Annotated in this window: 17 protein-coding genes and 1 pseudogene; 6 read left to right on the top strand and 12 right to left on the bottom strand. The window is 65.5% G+C overall.

The window, feature by feature from the left end:
* Positions 1-97, top strand: a pseudogene (locus DFP89_RS20835) (IS5/IS1182 family transposase); the annotation flags it as partial.
* Between the two features lie 358 nt (positions 98-455).
* Here the strand turns inward: DFP89_RS20835 and miaB are convergent.
* Complete coding sequence (gene miaB / locus DFP89_RS15405) at positions 456-1,784, bottom strand: tRNA (N6-isopentenyl adenosine(37)-C2)-methylthiotransferase MiaB (protein WP_114350280.1); 1,329 nt, start codon at positions 1,782-1,784, stop codon at positions 456-458.
* 89 nt (positions 1,785-1,873) lie between these two features.
* Positions 1,874-3,715, bottom strand: a complete 1,842-nt coding sequence (locus tag DFP89_RS15400) for an FG-GAP-like repeat-containing protein (protein ID WP_114350279.1) — start codon at positions 3,713-3,715, stop codon at positions 1,874-1,876.
* A gap of 258 nt (positions 3,716-3,973) precedes the next feature.
* Here DFP89_RS15400 and DFP89_RS15395 point away from each other — a divergent pair, with 258 nt between their 5' ends.
* The gene (locus DFP89_RS15395; protein WP_114350278.1) at positions 3,974-4,318 is read left to right on the top strand and encodes a TfoX/Sxy family protein; all 345 of its coding nucleotides are present in this window, start codon (positions 3,974-3,976) and stop codon (positions 4,316-4,318) included.
* Here DFP89_RS15395 and DFP89_RS15390 read toward each other — a convergent pair.
* The gene (locus tag DFP89_RS15390; protein WP_181870359.1) at positions 4,297-4,746 is read right to left on the bottom strand and encodes a DUF2380 domain-containing protein; all 450 of its coding nucleotides are present in this window, start codon (positions 4,744-4,746) and stop codon (positions 4,297-4,299) included. The genes DFP89_RS15395 and DFP89_RS15390 overlap by 22 nt on opposite strands.
* 205 nt (positions 4,747-4,951) lie before the next feature.
* Between DFP89_RS15390 and DFP89_RS15385 the strand changes: the two genes are divergently transcribed.
* Positions 4,952-6,313, top strand: a complete 1,362-nt coding sequence (locus DFP89_RS15385; RefSeq protein ID WP_114350284.1) for an aminotransferase — start codon at positions 4,952-4,954, stop codon at positions 6,311-6,313.
* A gap of 15 nt (positions 6,314-6,328) precedes the next feature.
* Here the strand turns inward: DFP89_RS15385 and DFP89_RS15380 are convergent, their stop codons facing one another.
* Complete coding sequence (locus DFP89_RS15380) at positions 6,329-6,598, bottom strand: DUF3572 domain-containing protein (RefSeq protein WP_114350276.1); 270 nt, start codon at positions 6,596-6,598, stop codon at positions 6,329-6,331.
* A 114-nt stretch (positions 6,599-6,712) separates the two neighbouring features.
* On the opposite strand from DFP89_RS15380, the gene DFP89_RS15375 reads away from it, so the two are divergent.
* The 3 genes from DFP89_RS15375 to DFP89_RS15365 all read left to right on the top strand — a co-directional run bounded on the left by DFP89_RS15375 (position 6,713) and on the right by DFP89_RS15365 (position 9,362).
* Positions 6,713-8,107, top strand: coding sequence for a diguanylate cyclase (locus DFP89_RS15375; RefSeq protein WP_114350275.1), 1,395 nt, complete (start codon positions 6,713-6,715; stop codon positions 8,105-8,107).
* A 125-nt stretch (positions 8,108-8,232) separates the two neighbouring features.
* The gene (locus DFP89_RS15370) at positions 8,233-8,655 is read left to right on the top strand and encodes a DUF983 domain-containing protein (RefSeq protein WP_114350274.1); all 423 of its coding nucleotides are present in this window, start codon (positions 8,233-8,235) and stop codon (positions 8,653-8,655) included.
* Complete coding sequence (locus DFP89_RS15365; protein ID WP_114350273.1) at positions 8,652-9,362, top strand: NUDIX hydrolase; 711 nt, start codon at positions 8,652-8,654, stop codon at positions 9,360-9,362. Before DFP89_RS15370 ends, DFP89_RS15365 begins: the two co-directional genes overlap by 4 nt.
* Before the next feature lie 12 nt (positions 9,363-9,374).
* On the opposite strand, the gene DFP89_RS15360 is transcribed toward DFP89_RS15365, so the two are convergent.
* The 8 genes from DFP89_RS15360 to DFP89_RS15325 form a co-directional block, all read right to left on the bottom strand.
* The gene (locus DFP89_RS15360; protein WP_114350272.1) at positions 9,375-10,145 is read right to left on the bottom strand and encodes an enoyl-CoA hydratase-related protein; all 771 of its coding nucleotides are present in this window, start codon (positions 10,143-10,145) and stop codon (positions 9,375-9,377) included.
* An 81-nt stretch (positions 10,146-10,226) separates the two neighbouring features.
* The gene (locus tag DFP89_RS15355; protein WP_114350271.1) at positions 10,227-10,679 is read right to left on the bottom strand and encodes a cytochrome c-type biogenesis protein; all 453 of its coding nucleotides are present in this window, start codon (positions 10,677-10,679) and stop codon (positions 10,227-10,229) included.
* 3 nt (positions 10,680-10,682) lie between these two features.
* Positions 10,683-12,644, bottom strand: a complete 1,962-nt coding sequence (locus DFP89_RS15350) for a heme lyase CcmF/NrfE family subunit (RefSeq protein WP_114350270.1) — start codon at positions 12,642-12,644, stop codon at positions 10,683-10,685.
* 102 nt (positions 12,645-12,746) lie between these two features.
* On the bottom strand, positions 12,747-13,304 hold the full coding sequence (locus DFP89_RS15345) for a holin family protein (protein WP_114350283.1): 558 nt from the start codon (positions 13,302-13,304) through the stop codon (positions 12,747-12,749).
* Positions 13,304-13,915, bottom strand: a complete 612-nt coding sequence (locus DFP89_RS15340; RefSeq protein WP_114350269.1) for a holin-associated N-acetylmuramidase — start codon at positions 13,913-13,915, stop codon at positions 13,304-13,306. The genes DFP89_RS15345 and DFP89_RS15340 overlap by 1 nt, the downstream gene beginning before the upstream one ends.
* Positions 13,916-14,068: 153 nt before the next feature.
* Entirely contained in the window at positions 14,069-14,512 is a 444-nt protein-coding gene (gene ccmE / locus DFP89_RS15335) for a cytochrome c maturation protein CcmE (protein ID WP_114350268.1), read from the bottom strand.
* Positions 14,513-14,524: 12 nt separating this feature from the next.
* The gene (locus DFP89_RS15330) at positions 14,525-15,343 is read right to left on the bottom strand and encodes a glutamate racemase (RefSeq protein ID WP_114350267.1); all 819 of its coding nucleotides are present in this window, start codon (positions 15,341-15,343) and stop codon (positions 14,525-14,527) included.
* Between the two features lie 79 nt (positions 15,344-15,422).
* Positions 15,423-18,824, bottom strand: a complete 3,402-nt coding sequence (locus DFP89_RS15325; protein ID WP_114350266.1) for an indolepyruvate ferredoxin oxidoreductase family protein — start codon at positions 18,822-18,824, stop codon at positions 15,423-15,425.
* Between the last annotated feature and the right edge of the window lie 144 nt (positions 18,825-18,968).

Raw genomic sequence — 18,968 nt, 5'->3', positions numbered from 1 at the left:
CGTCGTACCGGTCATCCCGATGCGCAAGTCCCGCAAGCTGCGTGTGGCCGTAGAGCGCTGCTTCAACAAACTCAAGAACGCCCGCCGCGTCGCCAGCTTCAGCCCGCAGCGCTATGGCGGCTCAAGACTGAGATTCTTGTAACTGGCATTATAGCTGCGGCTGAACAATTGTGGCGGCGACCGCTGGAACCGGACGGCAATGCCATCCAGCGCCATCAACTCATTGCGCCCCTATCGGCAATGGTCAGGTCGAATTCCGTGATATCTCCCGACCCGAGGGGCGTGGGTACATCGATCTCTTGGTTGAAGGCGCGGGTCTGATCTCTCGGGCCGCGCGAGACGTCAATGGCGCGCCGCTGCCAGTCGATAGTGGCTATTCAGCGACCTGACCGCGAAACATGCCGCGTCCGCGCCCCCTTGGGGCAGGGCACGGCGCATCGGCAATGTCCCTGCGCTCAGGCGGCCAGCAGCTCGCCGGCCAGCGAATTCGGGGCGCTGTGGGTGATGCGGACGCGGACCAGATCGCCGACACGCGCCTGGGGCGCCGCGACGAAAACCGCGTGCAGATAGTCGGACTTGCCCACCATCTGCCCCTCAAGCCGGCCCGGCTTTTCGAAAAGCACGCTCAGTTCGCGCCCGACCATGCTTTCCTGCGCGGCCTTTTGCTGGGCGCTCAGCAGCGCCTGAAGTTCCTGCAGGCGCGCATCGGCCACCGCATCATCGATCAGCGGCCGGTCATAGGCGGGCGTCCCCGGACGCGGCGAATACTTGAAGCTGAAGGCCGTGCCAAAACCCACGCGCCGCACGAGGTCCAGCGTGTCGGCATGGTCCTGATCGGTTTCGCCGGGGAAGCCGACGATGAAATCACTGGTCAGCAGGATATCGGGCCGCGCCTCGCGGATGCGCTCGATCAGGCGCAGATATTCGGCGACCGTGTGCTTGCGGTTCATGGCCTTCAGGATGCGGTTGCTGCCCGATTGCACCGGCAGATGCAGATAGGGCATCAGCTTGGGCTCATCGCGATGGGCGTCGATCAGGTCATCGGCCATGTCGTTGGGGTGGCTGGTCGTATAGCGGATGCGGTCCAGCCCGTCGATCTCGGCAATGGCGCGGATCAGGCGGCCAAAGCCCCATTCGCCGCCCTGCGGGGCCTCGCCATGCCAGCCGTTGACGTTCTGGCCCAGAAGCGTGATCTCGCGCACCCCGCGCGAGACCAGATCGCGGGCCTCGGACAGGATGCGCGATGCCGGGCGCGAGACCTCGGCGCCGCGCGTATAGGGCACGACGCAAAAGGCGCAGAACTTGTCGCAGCCTTCCTGCACGGTCAGAAATGCCGCCGGCGCGCGGCGGGTGGCGGCGGCTTTCGGCAGGTGCTCGAACTTGTCCTCAGTGGGGAATTCGGTATCGACGCCGCCGCCTGCGCGCACCATGGCGGGCAGGCGGTGATAGGCCTGCGGGCCGACGACCAGATCGACCAGGGGCATGCGGCGCTGGATCTCCTCGCCCTCGGCCTGGGCCACGCAGCCGGCGACGCCGATCTTCAGATCGGGACGCTCGGCCTTGAGGGGCTTCAGCCGGCCAAGGTCGGAATAGAGCTTTTCGGCGGCTTTTTCGCGGATATGGCAGGTGTTCAGCAGCACCATGTCCGCCTCGGCCTGATTTTCCGTCAGGACATAGCCCTCGGACCCCATGGCCTCGGCCATGCGCTGGCTGTCATAGACGTTCATCTGGCAGCCATAGGTCTTGATGAACAGCTTCTTGGGCGCTGCGGAATGGTCGGTCATGGGCGGCAATCCTTGGGAATGGGGCGCTGATACAGGAAAGCGCCGTCCTTGGAAAGCGGATCGCCGCCCACGCCAGCCAAAGGCCGGTGTCAGACGAATTGCAACGGATCGCCGGAATCGCCGCCGGTCACATAGAACAGGTCGGGATCGACGGCGTAAAAGCTGTCACCGTCGGACAGGGCGATCTCAAGCCCGTCCGCGCCCCAGGCGACGATATCGTCCAAGCCGTCGCCATTCACATCAGCCAGCATCCGGTCATGTTGCGCGGCATTCCAGCCGGAATCGCTGCAAAAATCGCTGGACCACAGTACCGCGGTGGCAAAGCCGGTGCCGGTCGAAAGCGCGACCAGAACACCACCCGAGCCAAAGCCGACAATATCGGCCCGACCGTCGCCGTTCACATCGCCCATGGCGCGCTCATGCGTGTCGACCCGCCAGCCGGCTGTCTCGCCGAAATCGAGGGTCCACCGCCCCACGTATTGAAAGCCCGTGCCCGTGGACAGCGAGACCTGCACCCCCGCATAGCCAAAGCCGACGATATCGTCGCGGCCATCACCATTCACATCGGCCAGCAGGCGTTCATGGCGCGCGACCCGCCAGCCGCCGCTTTGATAGGCGTAACCGCTGGCCCATGTCTGCGCGGCACCAAAGCCGGTGCCGTTCGACAGCGAAACGCTGACCCCATATTCGCCAAAGGCCACCAGATCGGCGCGGCCGTCGCCGTTCACATCCGCCGCCGTGCGCTCATGGCGCAGCGCGTTCCAGCCGGTATCGCTGGCATAGTTCCGCGACCAGGCCGCGACCCCCTGAAAGCCTGAACCAGTGGACAGTCCCACCAGCACCGCCGAGCCGCCAAAGCCGACCACATCCTCGCGCCCGTCGCCATTCACGTCGGCCAGGACACGTTCGTGCTGGGCCAGCCGCCAGCCGCCATTCTGGTATGAAAAATCGCTCAGCCAGCGCGTCTCGGCACGAAATCCCTCGTCGCGCGAGGCCATGACTTCGACTCCGAAATCGCTGAACCCCGCCAGATCGGCCACGCCATCCCCGTTCACGTCCCCCAATGCGCGCATGTTGCGGTCGCGCGCCCAGGTATCGGGGGGCGTGTACTGGAAATCATCGGTGTAATACTGCCGGTTCAGCCAGTTTTCATAAAGCGACGAGATGATCGGATTGCCCTCGGCATCCGTGCCCATGTCCAGAACGGCATCGTGGACGACATATTCAAACAGCGTTTCGCGCGACAGGGCGACATCTTCCGGGCTGACATTGGCCGGCAGCCAGCGCGTGCCATATCCGACATAGCCCTCGGCATCCGCCATCGCCAGCGACGCCGCCGTCCCGGCAAAAAGCGAGGCATGGACATGATCCGAATGGTCCTGGCTCATGTATTCCGTTTCGTGATCCTGCATCATCACCCGGTCGGCGCCGTGACGGCTGATCAGCGCCTCGATCACGCGCACCAGATCCAGCCGGCTATAGGTGTTCTGCCCGTCCGTGCTGCCGACCGTGTCAAGCTCGCCCCGCCACAGCTTTTGCAGGCTCTCATAGCCCTGAGCGGCGAACCCGTTGCCATTGCCGCCATCGGGGACGCGCAGGAAATACAGCCTGACCTGCGGCTGGCTGGCCAGATAGGCGGTGGTGATCTGGAAGCTGCTGCCGCCGCCGCTCAGCGTCACGGTTTCCTCGATCCAGTCGCTGCTGCCGGCCATGTCGGCATAGGCCGCCCTGGCGCCGGCTTCGCGGCCCAGCCAATAGGCGTCATCACGCCCGGCATCGCCTGCGGTGATATAGACCGTGGTATGTTCGGCGCCGGATTCAATGGCGTCGCGGATATCGGGGTTCATGAACAGCAGGTCATCGTCGATATGCGAGACGATGGTCATGTTGCTGATCTTGCCATCCCCGTTCTGGTCGGTCGGCAGTGCCATCTCATTACCTCCTTGGTGACTTGTTTACATTCTGATGCCCGGGATCAGCGCGCCCCATGGCCCGCGAAAAACCGGTTTTTATATCATATGGATAGACATGGATTCAGCTCGAATTGCGGCGCTTGGCAGCACGGGCATCCCTGTGGCAGCGCATCCGGAAACCATATCATATCCTGGCCCGGAATCGCAGCGCCCCTTGGCGCGGCCGCGTGAAACGCCCATGATCGGACGCATGACCGGCAACCCGGAACGCGACCCATGACCACCGACCTGACCGATATCCAAAATATCGGCCCCGCCACCGCCCAAAGCCTGATCGCGGCCGGCATTCCCGACGCCGAGACCCTGCGCCGCAGGGGCGCGCATGAGGCCTATCGCGCCCTGCTGCTGGCCGGGGAACGACCGCATTTCATCGGCTATTACGTGTTGCAGATGGCGCTGCAAGGCCGGCCATGGAACGATTGCCGGGGCGAGGAAAAGGCGGCGCTGCGGGTGAAATTCGACGCGCTGGTGGCCGAAACGCGCATCACTACCCCTACCGGGATCGAGGCAGCGCTGCGCGAGATCGGGCTGGTGGTATCTCAATCGCCCTCGCGCAGCTGACCGGCCATGAAATGCCCGGCGCGGCGCCAGGCTTCGTCATTATCGCCGCGAAAGCTCAGCTCCTTGTGCAGGATCAGCTGGCCGCTGGGCACGTCAACAAGGCTGGCGAATGCTTGCAGGATCAGCGTGCTGGATTTCTGCACGACGATGAACAGCCCCCGATCTGCGCCCTGATCGCGCAGCATCGCCACCAGACAATCGGCGCTTTGGCGCTGGCAGGCGCTGGCGATGGTCTCGGGCGCGACCAGCCGGCCCGGCATCTCCTGCGCCAGCACCCCGGCCATCAGCTCCAGCCGCCGGGCATGATCGCCGCGCTGGTCCTGCGCCTCATGCGAGGTATCCAGCAGCTTCACCGGCAGGATCGCCAGCCCCTCGGCCAGAGCCGGCACCGGCATCAGCAGCATCGCGGCAAGCAACAGATGACGCATGGCACACCATATACATAGCAACACGTCCAGTCTGGCCGCCTGCCCCGCCCCGGCACAACCGGGAAAAACGTCTTGCCTCTTGAGCAAAGCGCCGGTTGCCGCCCGGCTGTCCGGGCAGTCTGCCAGCCCGCCGCAGGACGCCCATTGAACGCACGCCCCCGCCCCGATAGCCTGCGCGGCAAAGCCGGATATGGAGGCCACCGACATGAACCAACCCCAAAGCTGGGAAGCCCGCGCCGAGGAATATTCCCTTTACGGATTCACCGACATGCCCTCGGTCCACCAACGCGGCACGGTGGTCCTGACCCATGGCGAAGGCCCCTATGTCATTGATGTCCACGGCCGCCGCTATCTGGACGCCAATTCCGGCCTGTGGAACATGGTCGCGGGCTTTGACCACAAGGGCCTGATCGAGGCAGCGCAGGCGCAATATGCGCGCTTTCCCGGCTATCATGCCTTCTTTGGCCGCATGTCGGACCAGACGGTGATGCTGTCGGAAAAGCTGGTCGAGGTCTCGCCGTTTTCCTCGGGCAAGGTGTTTTACACCAATTCGGGCTCCGAGGCGAATGACACCATGGTCAAGATGCTGTGGTTCCTGCACGCGCAGGAGGGCAAGCCGCAAAAGCGCAAGATCCTGACGCGCTGGAACGCCTATCACGGCGTGACCGCCGTTTCGGCCAGCATGACCGGCAAGCCCTATAACTCGGTCTTTGGCCTGCCCTTGCCCGGCTTCCTGCACCTGACCTGTCCGCATTACTGGCGCTTTGGCGAAAAGGACGAAACCGAAGAGCAGTTCGTCCAGCGCCTCGCGCGCGAGCTTGAAGACACCATCGCCCGCGAAGGCGCCGATACCATTGCCGGCTTCTTCGCCGAGCCGGTGATGGGCGCGGGCGGGGTCATCCCCCCGGCCAAGGGCTATTTCCAGGCCATCCTGCCGATCTTGCGCAAGCACGACATCCCGATGATCTCGGACGAGGTGATCTGCGGTTTCGGACGCACCGGCCAGACCTGGGGCTGCCAGACCTATGACTATATGCCGGACGCGATCATTTCCTCGAAAAACCTGACCGCCGGGTTCTTCCCGATGGGGGCGGTGATCCTTGGCGAGGCGCTGGCCAAACGCGTCGATGCCGCCGTCGAGGCGATCGAGGAATTCCCGCACGGCTTTACCGCCTCGGGGCATCCGGTCGGCTGTGCCATCGCGCTGAAGGCCATCGACGTGGTAATGAACGAGGGGCTGGCCGACAACGTCAACCGCCTTGCGCCGCGCTTTGAGGCGGGGCTGAAGCGCCTCGCGCAAAAGCCGAATATCGGCGAATATCGCGGCATCGGCTTCATGTGGGCGCTGGAGGCCGTGCGCGACAAGGCCACGAAAACGCCCTTCGAGGGCACGCTTTCGGTCAGCGAGCGCATCGCCAATGCCTGCACCGGTATGGGGCTGATCTGCCGGCCTCTGGGTCAGTCGGTGGTGCTGTGCCCGCCCTTCATCCTGACCGAAGCCCAGATGGACGAGATGTTCGAGAAGCTGGAAAAGGCGCTGGACAAGGTCTTCGCCGAAGTGGCGTAAGAAAATGGGCGGCCCCTACCAGGGGTCGCCCCCGCCCAAAACCGCGCGCGCCATCTGCACGCGCTCGGGCCGGACGCCGGCCGAGGCGGCGAAATCCAGCACGCGCTGATCCTGCTCCAGCAGGAAATCCAGCACGAAAACCGCGAATTCCGGCCGTGCCGCCATGGCACGCAGGCCCGCCACATCGCTGCCCGATTGCGCCAGCAATGCGCTGACCAGATCCGTATCCGCCGCGATATGGGCAAAGCCCGTATCGGCTATGTCGCGCGCCTCACCCGGTGTCATCGCATTTCCATTTTCTTTCCAGAGGTTACGGCTTTGTGAACGCCCGGAAAGGAATTATTAACCATTCTGCCGCAAGATGCGAAGGATCAGGCTGGGTGTAAAGCGGGCAATCACATGGTAGGACGCATTCTTGTCGTGGACGGGGTGCCAACCAATCGCATCACCATTAAGGTGCGGCTCAGATCCGCGTGCTATGAGGTGGTCATGGCCGCGTCCGGGCAAGAGGCGCTTCGAATCGCGCGGTTGACCCATCCGCAGATGGTGCTGATCGGCGGCAGCCTGGCTGACATGACCGGGCCCGCGCTTTGCGCCGAGTTCCGCGCCCAGCCGGCGGGTGCCGACCTGCCGATCCTGATCGAGGCGCGTGGCGCCGAGCGGGTGATGGCGCTGCGCGCCGGGGCCTCGGCGCTGCTGGATCCCGGCGGCGACGATCTGACGCTGCTGGCGCGCATCCGCGGCCTGCTGCGCCACGAGGGCGAGGCTTTTGAACACGCGCCCCAGCCTGGTCTTGCCGAGGAAAGCGCGGGCTTTGCGCGCGATCTGCGCCCCAGCGCCGTCTTTGTCGGCAATCAGCCGGCGACGGCGCTTGGCTGGCGCCATGCCCTGCAGGACCGCGTGGGGTTCCGCATCAGCGTCAGCGAGCCGGAACGGGCGCTGGCCGATGCCGCCGCCGGACATGCGCCCGATCTTTACCTGATCGCCGCCGATATCCAGCAATCGGGCGACGGGCTGCGGCTTTTGTCCGAGCTGCGTTCACGCCCCTTCTCGCGCGAGTCGGCCTTTGTCATCGCGCTGCGCCCCGAACGCGCCGACATGATCCCGGTGGCGCTGGATCTGGGTGCGGGCGATGTGCTGCCCTGGAATCTGGCCGCGCCCGCCGCCGCGCCCGAAGCCGCAATCCGGCTGGACGCGCAGCTTGCCCGCAAGCACGAGGCCGACCGCCGCCGGCATGAAACCCAGCGCAATATCCGGCTGGCGATGACCGACCCGCTGACCGGGCTGCACAATCGCCGCTTTGCCCTGCCCCGTCTGGGCGAGCTGACCGCCGAGGCGGCCGAGCTGAACCGCGATCTGGCGGTGATGGTGCTGGATCTGGACCGCTTCAAGCAGGTGAACGACCTGCATGGCCATGCCGCGGGCGATGCCGTCCTGAACGAGATCGCCGCCCGCATGGCCGCGAGCCTGCCCGAGGACGCGCTGCTGGCGCGCATCGGCGGCGAGGAGTTCCTGGCCATCCTGCCCGATTGTCCCGCCCACAGCGCCCTGCGCCTGGCCGAGGACATGCGCCGCGCAGTCGCCATGACCCCGGTGCGGCTGCCGCCGGGCTGCGGCCGGGACGAGTTGAGCGTCACCATCTCGGCCGGACTCGCGGTGATGGCGGGCGGTGCGCCCGGCCTGCGCAGGCCCAATCCCGACGCGCTGCTGGCCAGCGCCGATCACGCGCTGCTGGCGGCGAAATCCTCGGGGCGCAACCGCATCGTCATGGCTCCGCAAAGCGTCGCCGCCTAAGCGTCATCCCTGCACGGGCTGCGTTGCTTTGTCGCAGGCACGCGGGCAGAATGGCTGCGGGTGCGATGCTTTTCATCGCCCCCCGTCTCTCCTAGATGAAAGGCGAACAGAAAAGGAATGCGCGAATGTCCCAGCATCAGGGTGAAACCCTGCCGTCGGAACGGCAGGTCAAGCAGGCTATGTGGCGCGGCGCGCTTGGACGCTGCCCGGCTTGCGGCAAGGGCAAGCTGTTTACCGGCTATCTGACCGTGAACGACCATTGCGCCAATTGCGGCGAGGAACTGCACCATCACCGCGCCGATGACGGCCCGGCCTATATGACCATCCTGCTGGTTTCGCATCTGGGGGCGCCGCTGCTCTTGGCCATCTACATGATGTACCGCCCCTCGGCCATGTCGATGCTTCTGGGCTTCAGCCTGGGCGCGGTGGTGCTGTCGCTGCTTTTGCTGCCGCGCATCAAGGGTGCCTTCATCGGCTTTCAATGGGCGCGCCGCATGCATGGCTTTGGCGATGCGGCCCCGACCCGGACCGGGATCCGCGCCTCGTGAACCAGCCCGCAGCCCCCGCCCCGCATGCCCCGCCGATCCGCGATGCCGCGACCGTGATCGTGCTCGACCGGACGGCGCCGGCGGGTGCCTCGGTCCTGATGGGGCAGCGGGGGGCGGCTGCGGCCTTCATGGCCTCGAAATACGTCTTTCCTGGCGGCGCCGTCGATCCCGAGGACGCCGCCATCCGCCTGTCGCAGCCCCCGGACGCGCTGACCATGACGCGGCTTGCGGCCGAGCCGCGCGCCGGATCGAAGGCCACGCCCGATGCGCTGGCCGCCGCCGCGCTGCGCGAGTTGGCCGAGGAAACGGGGCTGCTGACCGGCTCGCCCGGCCCCGCGCCGCAGGGCTGGGACCATTATGCCGAAGCCGGGCTCGCGCCCGATGCCTCGGCGCTGATCTACATGTTCCGCGCCATCACGCCCCCGGGGCGGACGCGGCGCTTTGATGCACGCTTCCTGCTTCTGGATGCCGAGATGCTGCATGGCGACCGGCATGATTTCTCGAATGCCTGTGACGAGCTTTCGCATCTGCATTGGGTGCCGCTGACCGAGGCCCGGGCGCTGGACCTGCCCTTCATCACCGAGGTGGTGCTGGCGGAACTTGCCGCGCTGATCCGCGCGGCGGGGGACGGGCCGCTGGTGCAGCCCGCCTCGGTGCCGTTTTTCGACAATCGCGACGCCAATCCGCGCTTTGCGCGCATCGACTGACGCGGCGCGGGCCTAGCGGCCCTGAAACTGCGGCGCGCGCTTTTGCAAAAAGGCCGCGACCCCTTCGGCGAAATCGCGGGTCGCGCCCATGCGGCCTTGCAGGCGCGCCTCGACCTGCAATTGCGCGGCCATGTCATTGCCATCTGACGCCCGCAGCGCCTCGCGGATCGCCATGAAGGCGGCGGTCGGCCCCTCGGCCAGCCATTTTGCGCGTGCGCCCACGACGGCCTCGAACTCGGCATCGGGGACGGCTTCCCAGATCAGGCCCCATTCGGCGGCCTTGGCGGCGGGGACGCGGTCGGCGAAGAGCATCATCCCCATGGCGCGGGCCATGCCCACGGCGCGCGGGATGATATGGGTGCCGCCCGCATCCGGGATCAGGCCGATGCGGCTGAAGGCCTGCACGAAACTTGCGCTTTCCGCGGCGATGACCACATCGGCGGCCAGCGCCAGATTGGCCCCCGCCCCCGCCGCGACGCCGTTGACGGCGGCGATGACCGGCACCGGCGCATCATGGATCGCGGCCAGCATCGGCTCATATTCCTCGCGAAGCGTGCGTTCGACATTCAGCCCGGCCCCGGCATCGGTCAGGTCCTGCCCCGAACAGAAGGCCCGCCCGCTCCCGGTCAGCACCACGCAGCGCGTGGTCTGCGGCAGGTCGGTCATCGCCGCCGCGATCTCGGCCCGCATGGCGCTGTTCAGTGCATTCATCACCTCGGGCCGGTTCAGCGCGATGCGCGAAATCCCGTCCTGATGCGACACGTCGATCGTCTGGAAACCCATCCATCCCCCCATTGCTTTGGGTCATCCTGCCCAAGCGCGGGGGGCGGCGAAAGCCCGACCTCGCGTCATTCCGGACTGATTTCAGTCGCGCATGATCCGCTCAAGCCGGGCCTTTTCCTCATCGCTCAGCGCGGCGGGGCGATCCTCGGCCAGATCGCGCGAGCGGATGAAGCGCCAGCCCGCGAACAGCGCCAAAAGCGCCGCCAGCGGCCCGGCCAGATAGAGCAGCCAGTTCGCCCCGCGCGCCGGCGGCTCGAACAGGACATACTCGCCGAAACGCTCGGTCACCGCCTCAACCACCTCGGCATCGCTGTCGCCGGCGACCAGACGCTCGCGCAGGTAAAGCCGCAGGTCGCGGCTGATCGGGGCGTTCGATTCGTCGATGGTCTCGCCCTGACAGACCGGACAGCGCAGGATCTTGGAGATCTCGCGCGCCCGCGTCTCAAGCGCGGGGTCGTCCAGCACCTCATCGGGCTGGACGGCCAGGGCCGGCAGGGCAAGGAACAGCGACAGGATCAGGATCAGGGCGCGCATCGCTTACTCCGCCGGTTGCGGCGCGGCCGCGGTCCGGCGCGCGCCAGCCGCCACGCGATAGCGCCGGTCGGACAGGCTGACGAAACCGCCAAGCGCCATCAGCGCGCAGCCCAGCCAGATCCAGTTGGCGAAAGGCTTGATATAGCTGCGCACCGCCCAGCCGCCATTCTGCTGCTCGTCCCCGATCACCAGATAGATGTCGCGGAAGATGCCATTCTGGATCGCGGCCTCGGTCGTGGGCATGGCCTGCACCGGATAGACCCGCTTTTCGGGGTAAAGCTGGGCGACCTGCTTGCCATTGCGGGCAACCGTCATGGTGGCAAAGATCGAATCGTAGTTCGGGCCGGGCCGTTCCTCGATCCCTTCCAGGGTGATCTGATAGCTGCCGACGGTGAAGCTTTCGCCCAGACGGGCGACGCGGATATCCTCGACCTGCCAGGCCATCAAGAGGCTGATCCCGATAAAGGTCACGCCCAGCCCGCCATGGGCAATCGCCTTGCCCCAATCGGCGCGCGGCAGGCGCAGCAGTCGCGACAGGCCGGATTTCCCGGTGCGCAGCCACAGATCGGTCGCCGCGCCGGCGATCAGCCAGCTGCCCAGCCCGGCGCCAATCACCGCCAGCCCCGACCGCCCGGTCGAGACCGCAAAGACCAGCACCATGACCGCACCGGCAAAGGCCAGCGCGCCCCGCAGCGGCCTCAACGCGCGCATCAGCTTGCCGCGTTTCCAGGGCAGGATCGCGCCCAAGGGCAGGACGATCGCCAGCGCCACCATGAAGGGTGTGAATGCCTTTTCAAAGAACGGCGTGCCGACCGACAGCTTGCGGTCCCAGGCCAGTTCCGCAATCAGCGGCCAGACCGTGCCGATGAAGACGACAAAGGCCGCGACCGCCAAGAGGATATTGTTCAGAACCAACGCGCCTTCGCGCGAGACCGGGGCAAAGACGCCCTTGGCCTGCATCGAGCCGGCACGGAAGGTGAAAAGCAGCAGCGCGCCACCGACAAAAAACGCCAGAATGGCCAGAATGAAGACGCCCCGCTCGGGGTCATTGGCAAAGCTGTGGACCGAGGTGATGATCCCCGAACGCACGATGAAGGTGCCGATCAGCGAGAAACCAAAGGCCATGATCGCCAGCAGGATGGTCCAGCTTTTCAGCACCTCGCGCTTTTCGACGACGATGGCGGAATGCAGCAGGGCGGCGGCGACCAGCCAGGGCATGAAGCTGGCGTTTTCCACCGGGTCCCAGAACCAGAAGCCGCCCCAGCCCAGTTCGTAATAGGCCCACCACGACCCCAGCGCGATGCCGATGGTCAGGAATACCCAGGCCGCCAGCGTCCAGGGCCTGACCCAGCGCGCCCACGCCGCATCCACGCGCCCCTCAATCAGGGCGGCGACGGCAAAGCTGAAGGCCATCGAAAGACCGACATAGCCCAGATACAGGAACGGCGGATGAAAGGCCAAACCGGGGTCCTGCAACAGCGGGTTCAGGTCGCGCCCGTCAAAGGGCGGATTGTCCAGCCGCAGAAACGGGTTCGAGGTGAACAGGATGAAGCCCAGAAACGCCGCCCCGACCGAGGCCTGCACCCCCAGCACCCGCGCCCGCAGGCTGGGCGGCAGGTTCGCGTCAAAGACCGCCGCCGCCGCCCCGAACAGCGCAAGGATCAGCACCCAGAGCAGCATCGAGCCCTCATGGTTGCCCCAGACGCCCGAGATCTTATAGATCAAGGGCTTGGCGGTATGAGAATTCTCATAGACCAGCCGGACCGAGAAATCCGAGCTGACAAAAGCCATGGTCAGCGCCACGAAGGAAATCGCGATCAGTCCGAATTGCGCAAGCGCGGCCGGACGGGCGGAATCGATCCAGCCGCTCCAGCCTTTCTGGGCCCCGATCATGGGCACGACCATCTGAAAAATCGCCACCGCAAAGGCGAGGATCAGGGCAAAATGGCCGATTTCGGCGTTCATGGGCTTCCTCCCAGGGTGGCTGCCCGCAGAATAACGCCGGCGCGGGGTGCGAACCAGCCCCCCGCGCCCGCCATATTGTCACAGCATCGCTATCCGGCCGCCCTAGCCCGCCGCTTGTGCCGCCGCCCAGTCGCGCAAGGCGGCATTGTCGGCAAAACTGTCGCCCTCGGGCGCGGCTTGCGTCAAAGGTGCGGCGACGGCCACCTCGCCCGCCATTCCAGCCGCTGCCTCGACAGCCGTCTGGGCCTTCCTCGGCGCCGCCGGAATGATGGGACGGCTGCGAAAATAATGCGCCTCGCGCGCGCCGAAATAAAAGCTGATGATCGCGCCCAAAAGCCACCAGAGCGGCTCGGGGACAAGGTTCAGGTTCTCCATCCGCAGGCCAAAGCCCTCGGGCTCGACCATGGCATAGACGAAAAGGCCCACCGTCCCCAGCGTCAGCACCGGACGCGGCAGCCGGTTCAGCCCGTTCACCAGCGCGTCGAACCAGCCGCGCGGGCTGGCCGCGAATTCCGCCGAAAGCTGGGCCATGGCGCGGGCATAGGCCTCTTCGTCCAGCTCCATCCGGCGGGTGGTGTTTTCGCGAAACACCTCGGCCACGCCGGTCGCGGCATTGGCGACGCTGGTGACCGCGGCCCCGGCGCCCAGAAAACGATCCATCACCCCCATTTCGCCACCCTCGCCTGATGTTCCGCCAAAGTCAGATGATACTTGGCCGAGATGAACTCCTCGGCCCGGGTGATCCAGCCGCCCTTGGCCCCCGACTGGCTGCGGGCGAATTTGCGGCTGGCGGGCCGGCCATCGGCCAGCGCATAGTAATAGTTGCGCCGCGCAATCCCGTAGGCATCGCCGAAATAGCCCGGCGCCGCCGCATCCGCCTGACGGGCGGCCAGGATCGTGCGCGCGCCCAGCACGCCATCCGCAACCGCCGGAAAGCCCATGCGCGTGACCAGTTTTTGCAAGATCTTCACCGCATTGCTGCCGGCATTGACATACATGTCGAAAACCGACGCCTGAACCGAGGCCGGCAGTTCCGCCAGACGCGGCTTGCGGAAATAATGTTCGACAAAAATGCGCTCGGCATCGGCGCGGGTCAGCCCCCTGACATCGCGGATATCGACCCGCCCGTCACCGGTCTTGTCGATGCCCAGCCGCTGCAGAGTGGCCAGCGTGACGCCGAAATTCGTAGCCCCGCCCGGATCGTCGGGGTCGTTGACGTAGCCCCCCTCACGCGCGACGATCTCGGTCGCGATCTGCTCTACCGTCTTCATCCCAGCCCCCACTGTGAATGGGATAAAGGCTGGACCGATCCGGTTAACCTTTCGTTAACCCATCGCGCGTTGCGCGCGTTGACCCATCGTGCGTTGCACGGCAGGCCCTTTCTTCTTCATCCAAATATCCATGTCGCGGCGGCGAAGTCCGGCTCAGGAGTTCGGATCCTCATAGACCCCTTGTTCCTTCAACGAGTCGATGACCTCGCGCGGCATGTAATTCTCGTCATGCTTGGCCAGGATCTCGGTCGCGACAAAGGTGTCGCCCTCCATGGCGCCGGTGCCGATCATGCCCTGCCCCTCGGCAAAAAGATCCGGCAGCACGCCGGTAAAGCGCACCGGGACCGAGGCGCCGCCATCGGTCACCTTGAAGCTGACGGTCTCGCTGGCGCCGCGCTGCAAGGTGCCGGTCTCGACCAGCCCGCCAAGGCGGAACACCTCGCCAAGGGCCGGGGGATTTTCGGTCATCTGGCTGGGCGAGCGATACAGGTTGATCCCGTCACGGAACCCATAGCCGATCAGCCCCACGGCCAGCACCAGCGCCACGGCAGCGGCAATGATGATCTGGATGCGGCGCTTTTTCTTCAGCGATTTCATTCGGTTTGTCCTTCAGCTCCCCGCGCTTTCAAAGCGGATCGGTTGGCGCAGGAATTGCGTGGCCTTGCCCGAGACGCGGGCGGGATCGCCCGTGGTCAGGAACCGCGTGCCGGTGCCCGTGCCCAGCATCTCGGGGTGGCGTTTAAGGTAATCGTCAAGGCTTTCGGCAACCAGCATCGGCTGGGAATAGACCCTGACCTTTGGCCCCAGCGCCTTCTGGAAGGCGTCCTGAACCAGCGGGTAATGGGTGCAGCCCAGAATGGCGGCCTCGGGATGGGGCATGCGGCGCAAAAGCGCCTCGACATGGCTGGCGACCAGCGCCTCGGCCAGGATCTCGTCGCCCTGCTCGATCGCGTCGACGACGCCGCCGCAGGGCTGCGCCTCGACATCGACGCCGATGGCGCGAAAGGCCAGTTCGCGCTGAAAGGCGCGGCTGGCCACGGTGGCAGGGGTCGCAAACAGCGCCACATGCTTGACCGCAACCTCGCGCGGAGGGGAATTGTCGCCCCAGCGGCGTTCGGTCAGCGCCTCGATCATCGGGACAAAGACGCCCAGCACGCGCTTGTCGGCCGGCAGCCAGGTTTCCTGCATGCGTTTCAGCGCAGCAGCCGAGGCAGTGTTGCAGGCCAGAATGACCAGATCGCAGCCTTCAGCCCAAAGCCGCTCGACACCCGCGCAGGTCAGGTTGAAGATGTCCTCGGCGTCGCGCACGCCATAGGGCGTGTGCTTGTTGTCGCCCAGATAGACCAGCGGCAGATCGGGCTGTCGGCGGGCCACGGCGTCAAGGACCGTCAGACCGCCCAGACCCGAATCGAATACGCCCACTGCCATGACTAGCCTCCTGCTCGCGACGCGCCTTGTTTAGGGCGCGGCGCAGGCAAACACCATGACTTATGTCACGCGCTTTCCCTTACTCAGCCGCCTGCGCCATCGGCGAGCCGCCCTGCCGGATCGCCTCCAGCAGTGCAACGCGGCGGGTGGCTGCATCATGCGCCGAGGCCTCCTTGACCGTGCCATAGCCGCGCACCGACAAGGGCAGTTCGGCCAACTCGCGGATCAGCCCCAGCGTGGCGGGGGTCGTCAACGGCAGGACCTCGCGCAGGTCGGTCTCGTACTCTGCGATGGCGGCGCGTTCGGCGCGGCGCTCGGCCAGCCAGCCAAAGGGATCCAGCGCCGTGCCACGCAGCCCCTTCATCCTGGCCAGCAGACGAAAGACCGGCATCACCCAGGCGCCGAATTCGCGCTTCAGCGGCCGCCCGTCCGGATCGCGCCCGGGCAGGATCGGCGGCGCCAGGTGGAACGAGATCTTGCCGCCATCCTCGAACTCTTCGGCGACCTGCGCGGCGGTGCTCAGATGCAGCCGCGCGACCTCGTATTCGTCCTTATAGGCCAGAAGCTTGTAATAGCCCTTGGCGACGCTGTCCTGCAGATCGGCAGGCGCCATCGCCACCAGCTTGCGGAAACGGTCCGCCAGCGCCTGATCCTGATATTCGACCAGACGCGCAGCGCGGTATTCGACCGGATCGACCTGCGCTTCCTCGGTTTCGGTCCCCCGGATCACCTCGGTCGCGGCATCTGCATGCAGCATCGCCCAGCGGCCGATCTGGAAAGCGCGCTGGTTTTCCGCGAACTTGGCGCCATTGATCTCGATCGCTTGCAGAATCGCGTCCTCGGTCAGCGGCAACAGACCCTGCTGCCAGGCTGCGCCCAGGACCAGCATGTTGGAATAGATCGAGTCCCCCAGCAGCCGCAGCGCCAGCGTCGAGGCATCGAAAAACGCGACCTTGTCATTACCCAGCCGGGCCTCAAGCGACAGCCGCAACCGGTCCGAGGGCACCTGGAAATCGCGCAGCCGGGTGAAGTCGCCGGTCACGATCTCATGATCATTGACCACGGCGCCGGTCCGGCCCTTGGTCATCAGCCCGATGGTCTTGGCGCCGCCGCTGACCACCAGATCGCCGCCGATGATGCAATCCGCCTCTCCCACGGCGACGCGAATGGCGCTGATTTCCTCGGGCGCATCAGCCAGACGCAGGTGGATATGGACAGCGCCACCCTTTTGCGCGAGGCCCGCCATTTCCATCATGCCAGCGCCCTTGCCGTCGATATGGGCGGCCTGCGCCAGCACCGCACCGATGGTCACGACGCCGGTGCCGCCGACACCGGTGATGACGACGTTATGTGTGCCCTGAATGACGGGCAGCGTGGGCGCGGGCATCGCCGGCAGGTCCAGGGCCGCCGCCTTGGGCCTGCGCAGTTTCGCCCCCCGGACTGAGACAAAACTGGGGCAGAAGCCTTTGACGCAGCTGTAATCCTTGTTGCAACTGGACTGGTCGATGGCGCGCTTGCGGCCCAGTTCGGTATCCTTGGGCACGATCGAGACGCAGTTCGACTGCACCCCGCAATCGCCGCAGCCTTCGCAGACCTCGGGGTTGATCCAGACGCGGCGATCCGGGTCGGGGAACTTGCCGCGCTTGCGGCGGCGGCGCTTTTCGGCGGCGCAGGTCTGGATATAGACGATGGCGCTGACGCCAGAGACGTCCCCCAGTTCCTTTTGCACCGCCAGCATCGAGGCACGCTCCTCGAAGCGCAGATCCGAGGGGAACTGGCTGCGGTCGATTTCCTCTTTCTCGTCATAGACGGCGATCACCGGCTTGACGCCCATGGCCTGCAATTCGCGCACGATCTGCGGCGCGGTCAGGCCCCCTTCGTTCGGCTGGCCGCCGGTCATGGCGACGGCATCGTTGAACAGGATCTTGTAGGTGATATTGGTGCCCGCAGCCATGGCGGCGCGGATCGCCAAAGACCCAGAATGATTATAGGTTCCATCCCCAAGATTTTGGAAAACATGATTTCTTTTGCTGAACGGGGCCTCGCCGACCCAATTCACGCCCTCGCCGCCCATATGGGTGAAGCCCTCGGTGTCGCGGCCCATCCACTGCACCATGTAATGGCAGCCGATCCCGGCATAGGCGCGCGAGCCCTCGGGCAGACGGGTCGAGCTGTTATGCGGACAACCCGAGCAGAACCAAGGGGTTCTGACGGCAATCTCGGGCGCGTTGTCGTTGCGGCGCACCTCGATCAGGCGGTCAAGACCGGCCTTGATGCCCTCGGTGCCGCGGCCCTCCTCGATCAGGATGCCGCCCAGCTTTTGCGCGATGACCACCGGGTCCAGCGCATAGCGGGTCGGGAACAGTTCCTCGCCGGTGCGGTCATGCTTCCAACCCAGCACCCGGCGGCCGTGGCGGTTGTCAAAGATCGCCTCCTTGACCTGCACCTCGATCAGTTTGCGCTTTTCCTCGACGACGACGATAACCTCAAGGTTTTCAGACCATTCCTGAAAGGATTTCATGTCCATGGGCCAGGTCTGCCCGACCTTGTAGGTCGAGATCCCCAGCCGGTCGGCCTCGGCCTCGTCAATGCCCAAAAGCGCCATGGCATGGACCAGATCCAGCCAGTTCTTGCCGGCGGCGACAAAGCCGATGCGGGCGCCGGGCTTGCCCCAGACCACGCGGTCGATCTTGTTGGCGCGGGCGAATGCCTCGGCGGCGAAACGCTTATAGTCGATCATCCGCGCCTCTTGCGCGACGGGGGTGTCGCGCAGGCGGATGTTCAGCCCGCCCTCGGGCATGGCGAAATTCGGCAGGACGAAATTCAGCCGCGACGGGTCGCCATCGACGACGCTGGTCGCCTCGACCGTGTCCTTCATGGTCTTCAGCCCGGTCCAGACACCCGCGAAACGCGACAGCGCGAAACCGTAAAGGCCGAAATCCAGAATTTCCTGCACGCCCGCCGGCGACAGCACCGGAATATAGGCATCGACCATCGCCCAGTCGGACTGGTGCAGCACGGTCGAGCTTTCGCCGGTATGGTCGTCACCCATGGCCATGACCACGCCGCCATGGCGCGAGGAGCCGGCCATATTGGCATGGCGCATCACGTCGCCGGTGCGATCCACCCCCGGCCCCTTGCCATACCACAGCCCATAGACGCCGTCATATTTCCCCTCGCCGCGCAGCTCGGCCTGCTGGGTACCCCAGATCGAGGTCGCTGCCAGATCCTCGTTCAGGCCCGGCTGGAACAGGACATTGGCTACCGTCAGTTCCTTTTTCGACTTCATCATCTGCAGATCGACCCCGCCCAGAGGCGAGCCACGATAGCCGGTGACAAAGCCGGCCGTGTTCAGACCCGCCGCCTTGTCGCGCGCAGCCTGCATCAGCATCAGCCGCACCAGCGCCTGCGTGCCGTTCAAGAGCACATGGCGTTTCGACAGGTCAAAACGATCGGCGAGAGAAAATTCCTGGACGCTCATCTGGCTCTCCCTAGCTTGATGGCTGTTTCCCCCTCATTATAGGTCAGTGATCCTGACCGATAAAGGATTTTCTGCGTATTTTTCCTGATTTGTTTGCTGGGGCAGCTATGATAAGGGTTGCGCAAATTGCATAGCTGATACCGC

It is taken from the genome of Paracoccus lutimaris, assembly GCF_003337565.1.
GTDB lineage: Bacteria > Pseudomonadota > Alphaproteobacteria > Rhodobacterales > Rhodobacteraceae > Paracoccus > Paracoccus lutimaris.
Note: the sequence above shows the minus strand (reverse complement) of the source record. Positions and strands in the feature narration are given on the sequence as shown.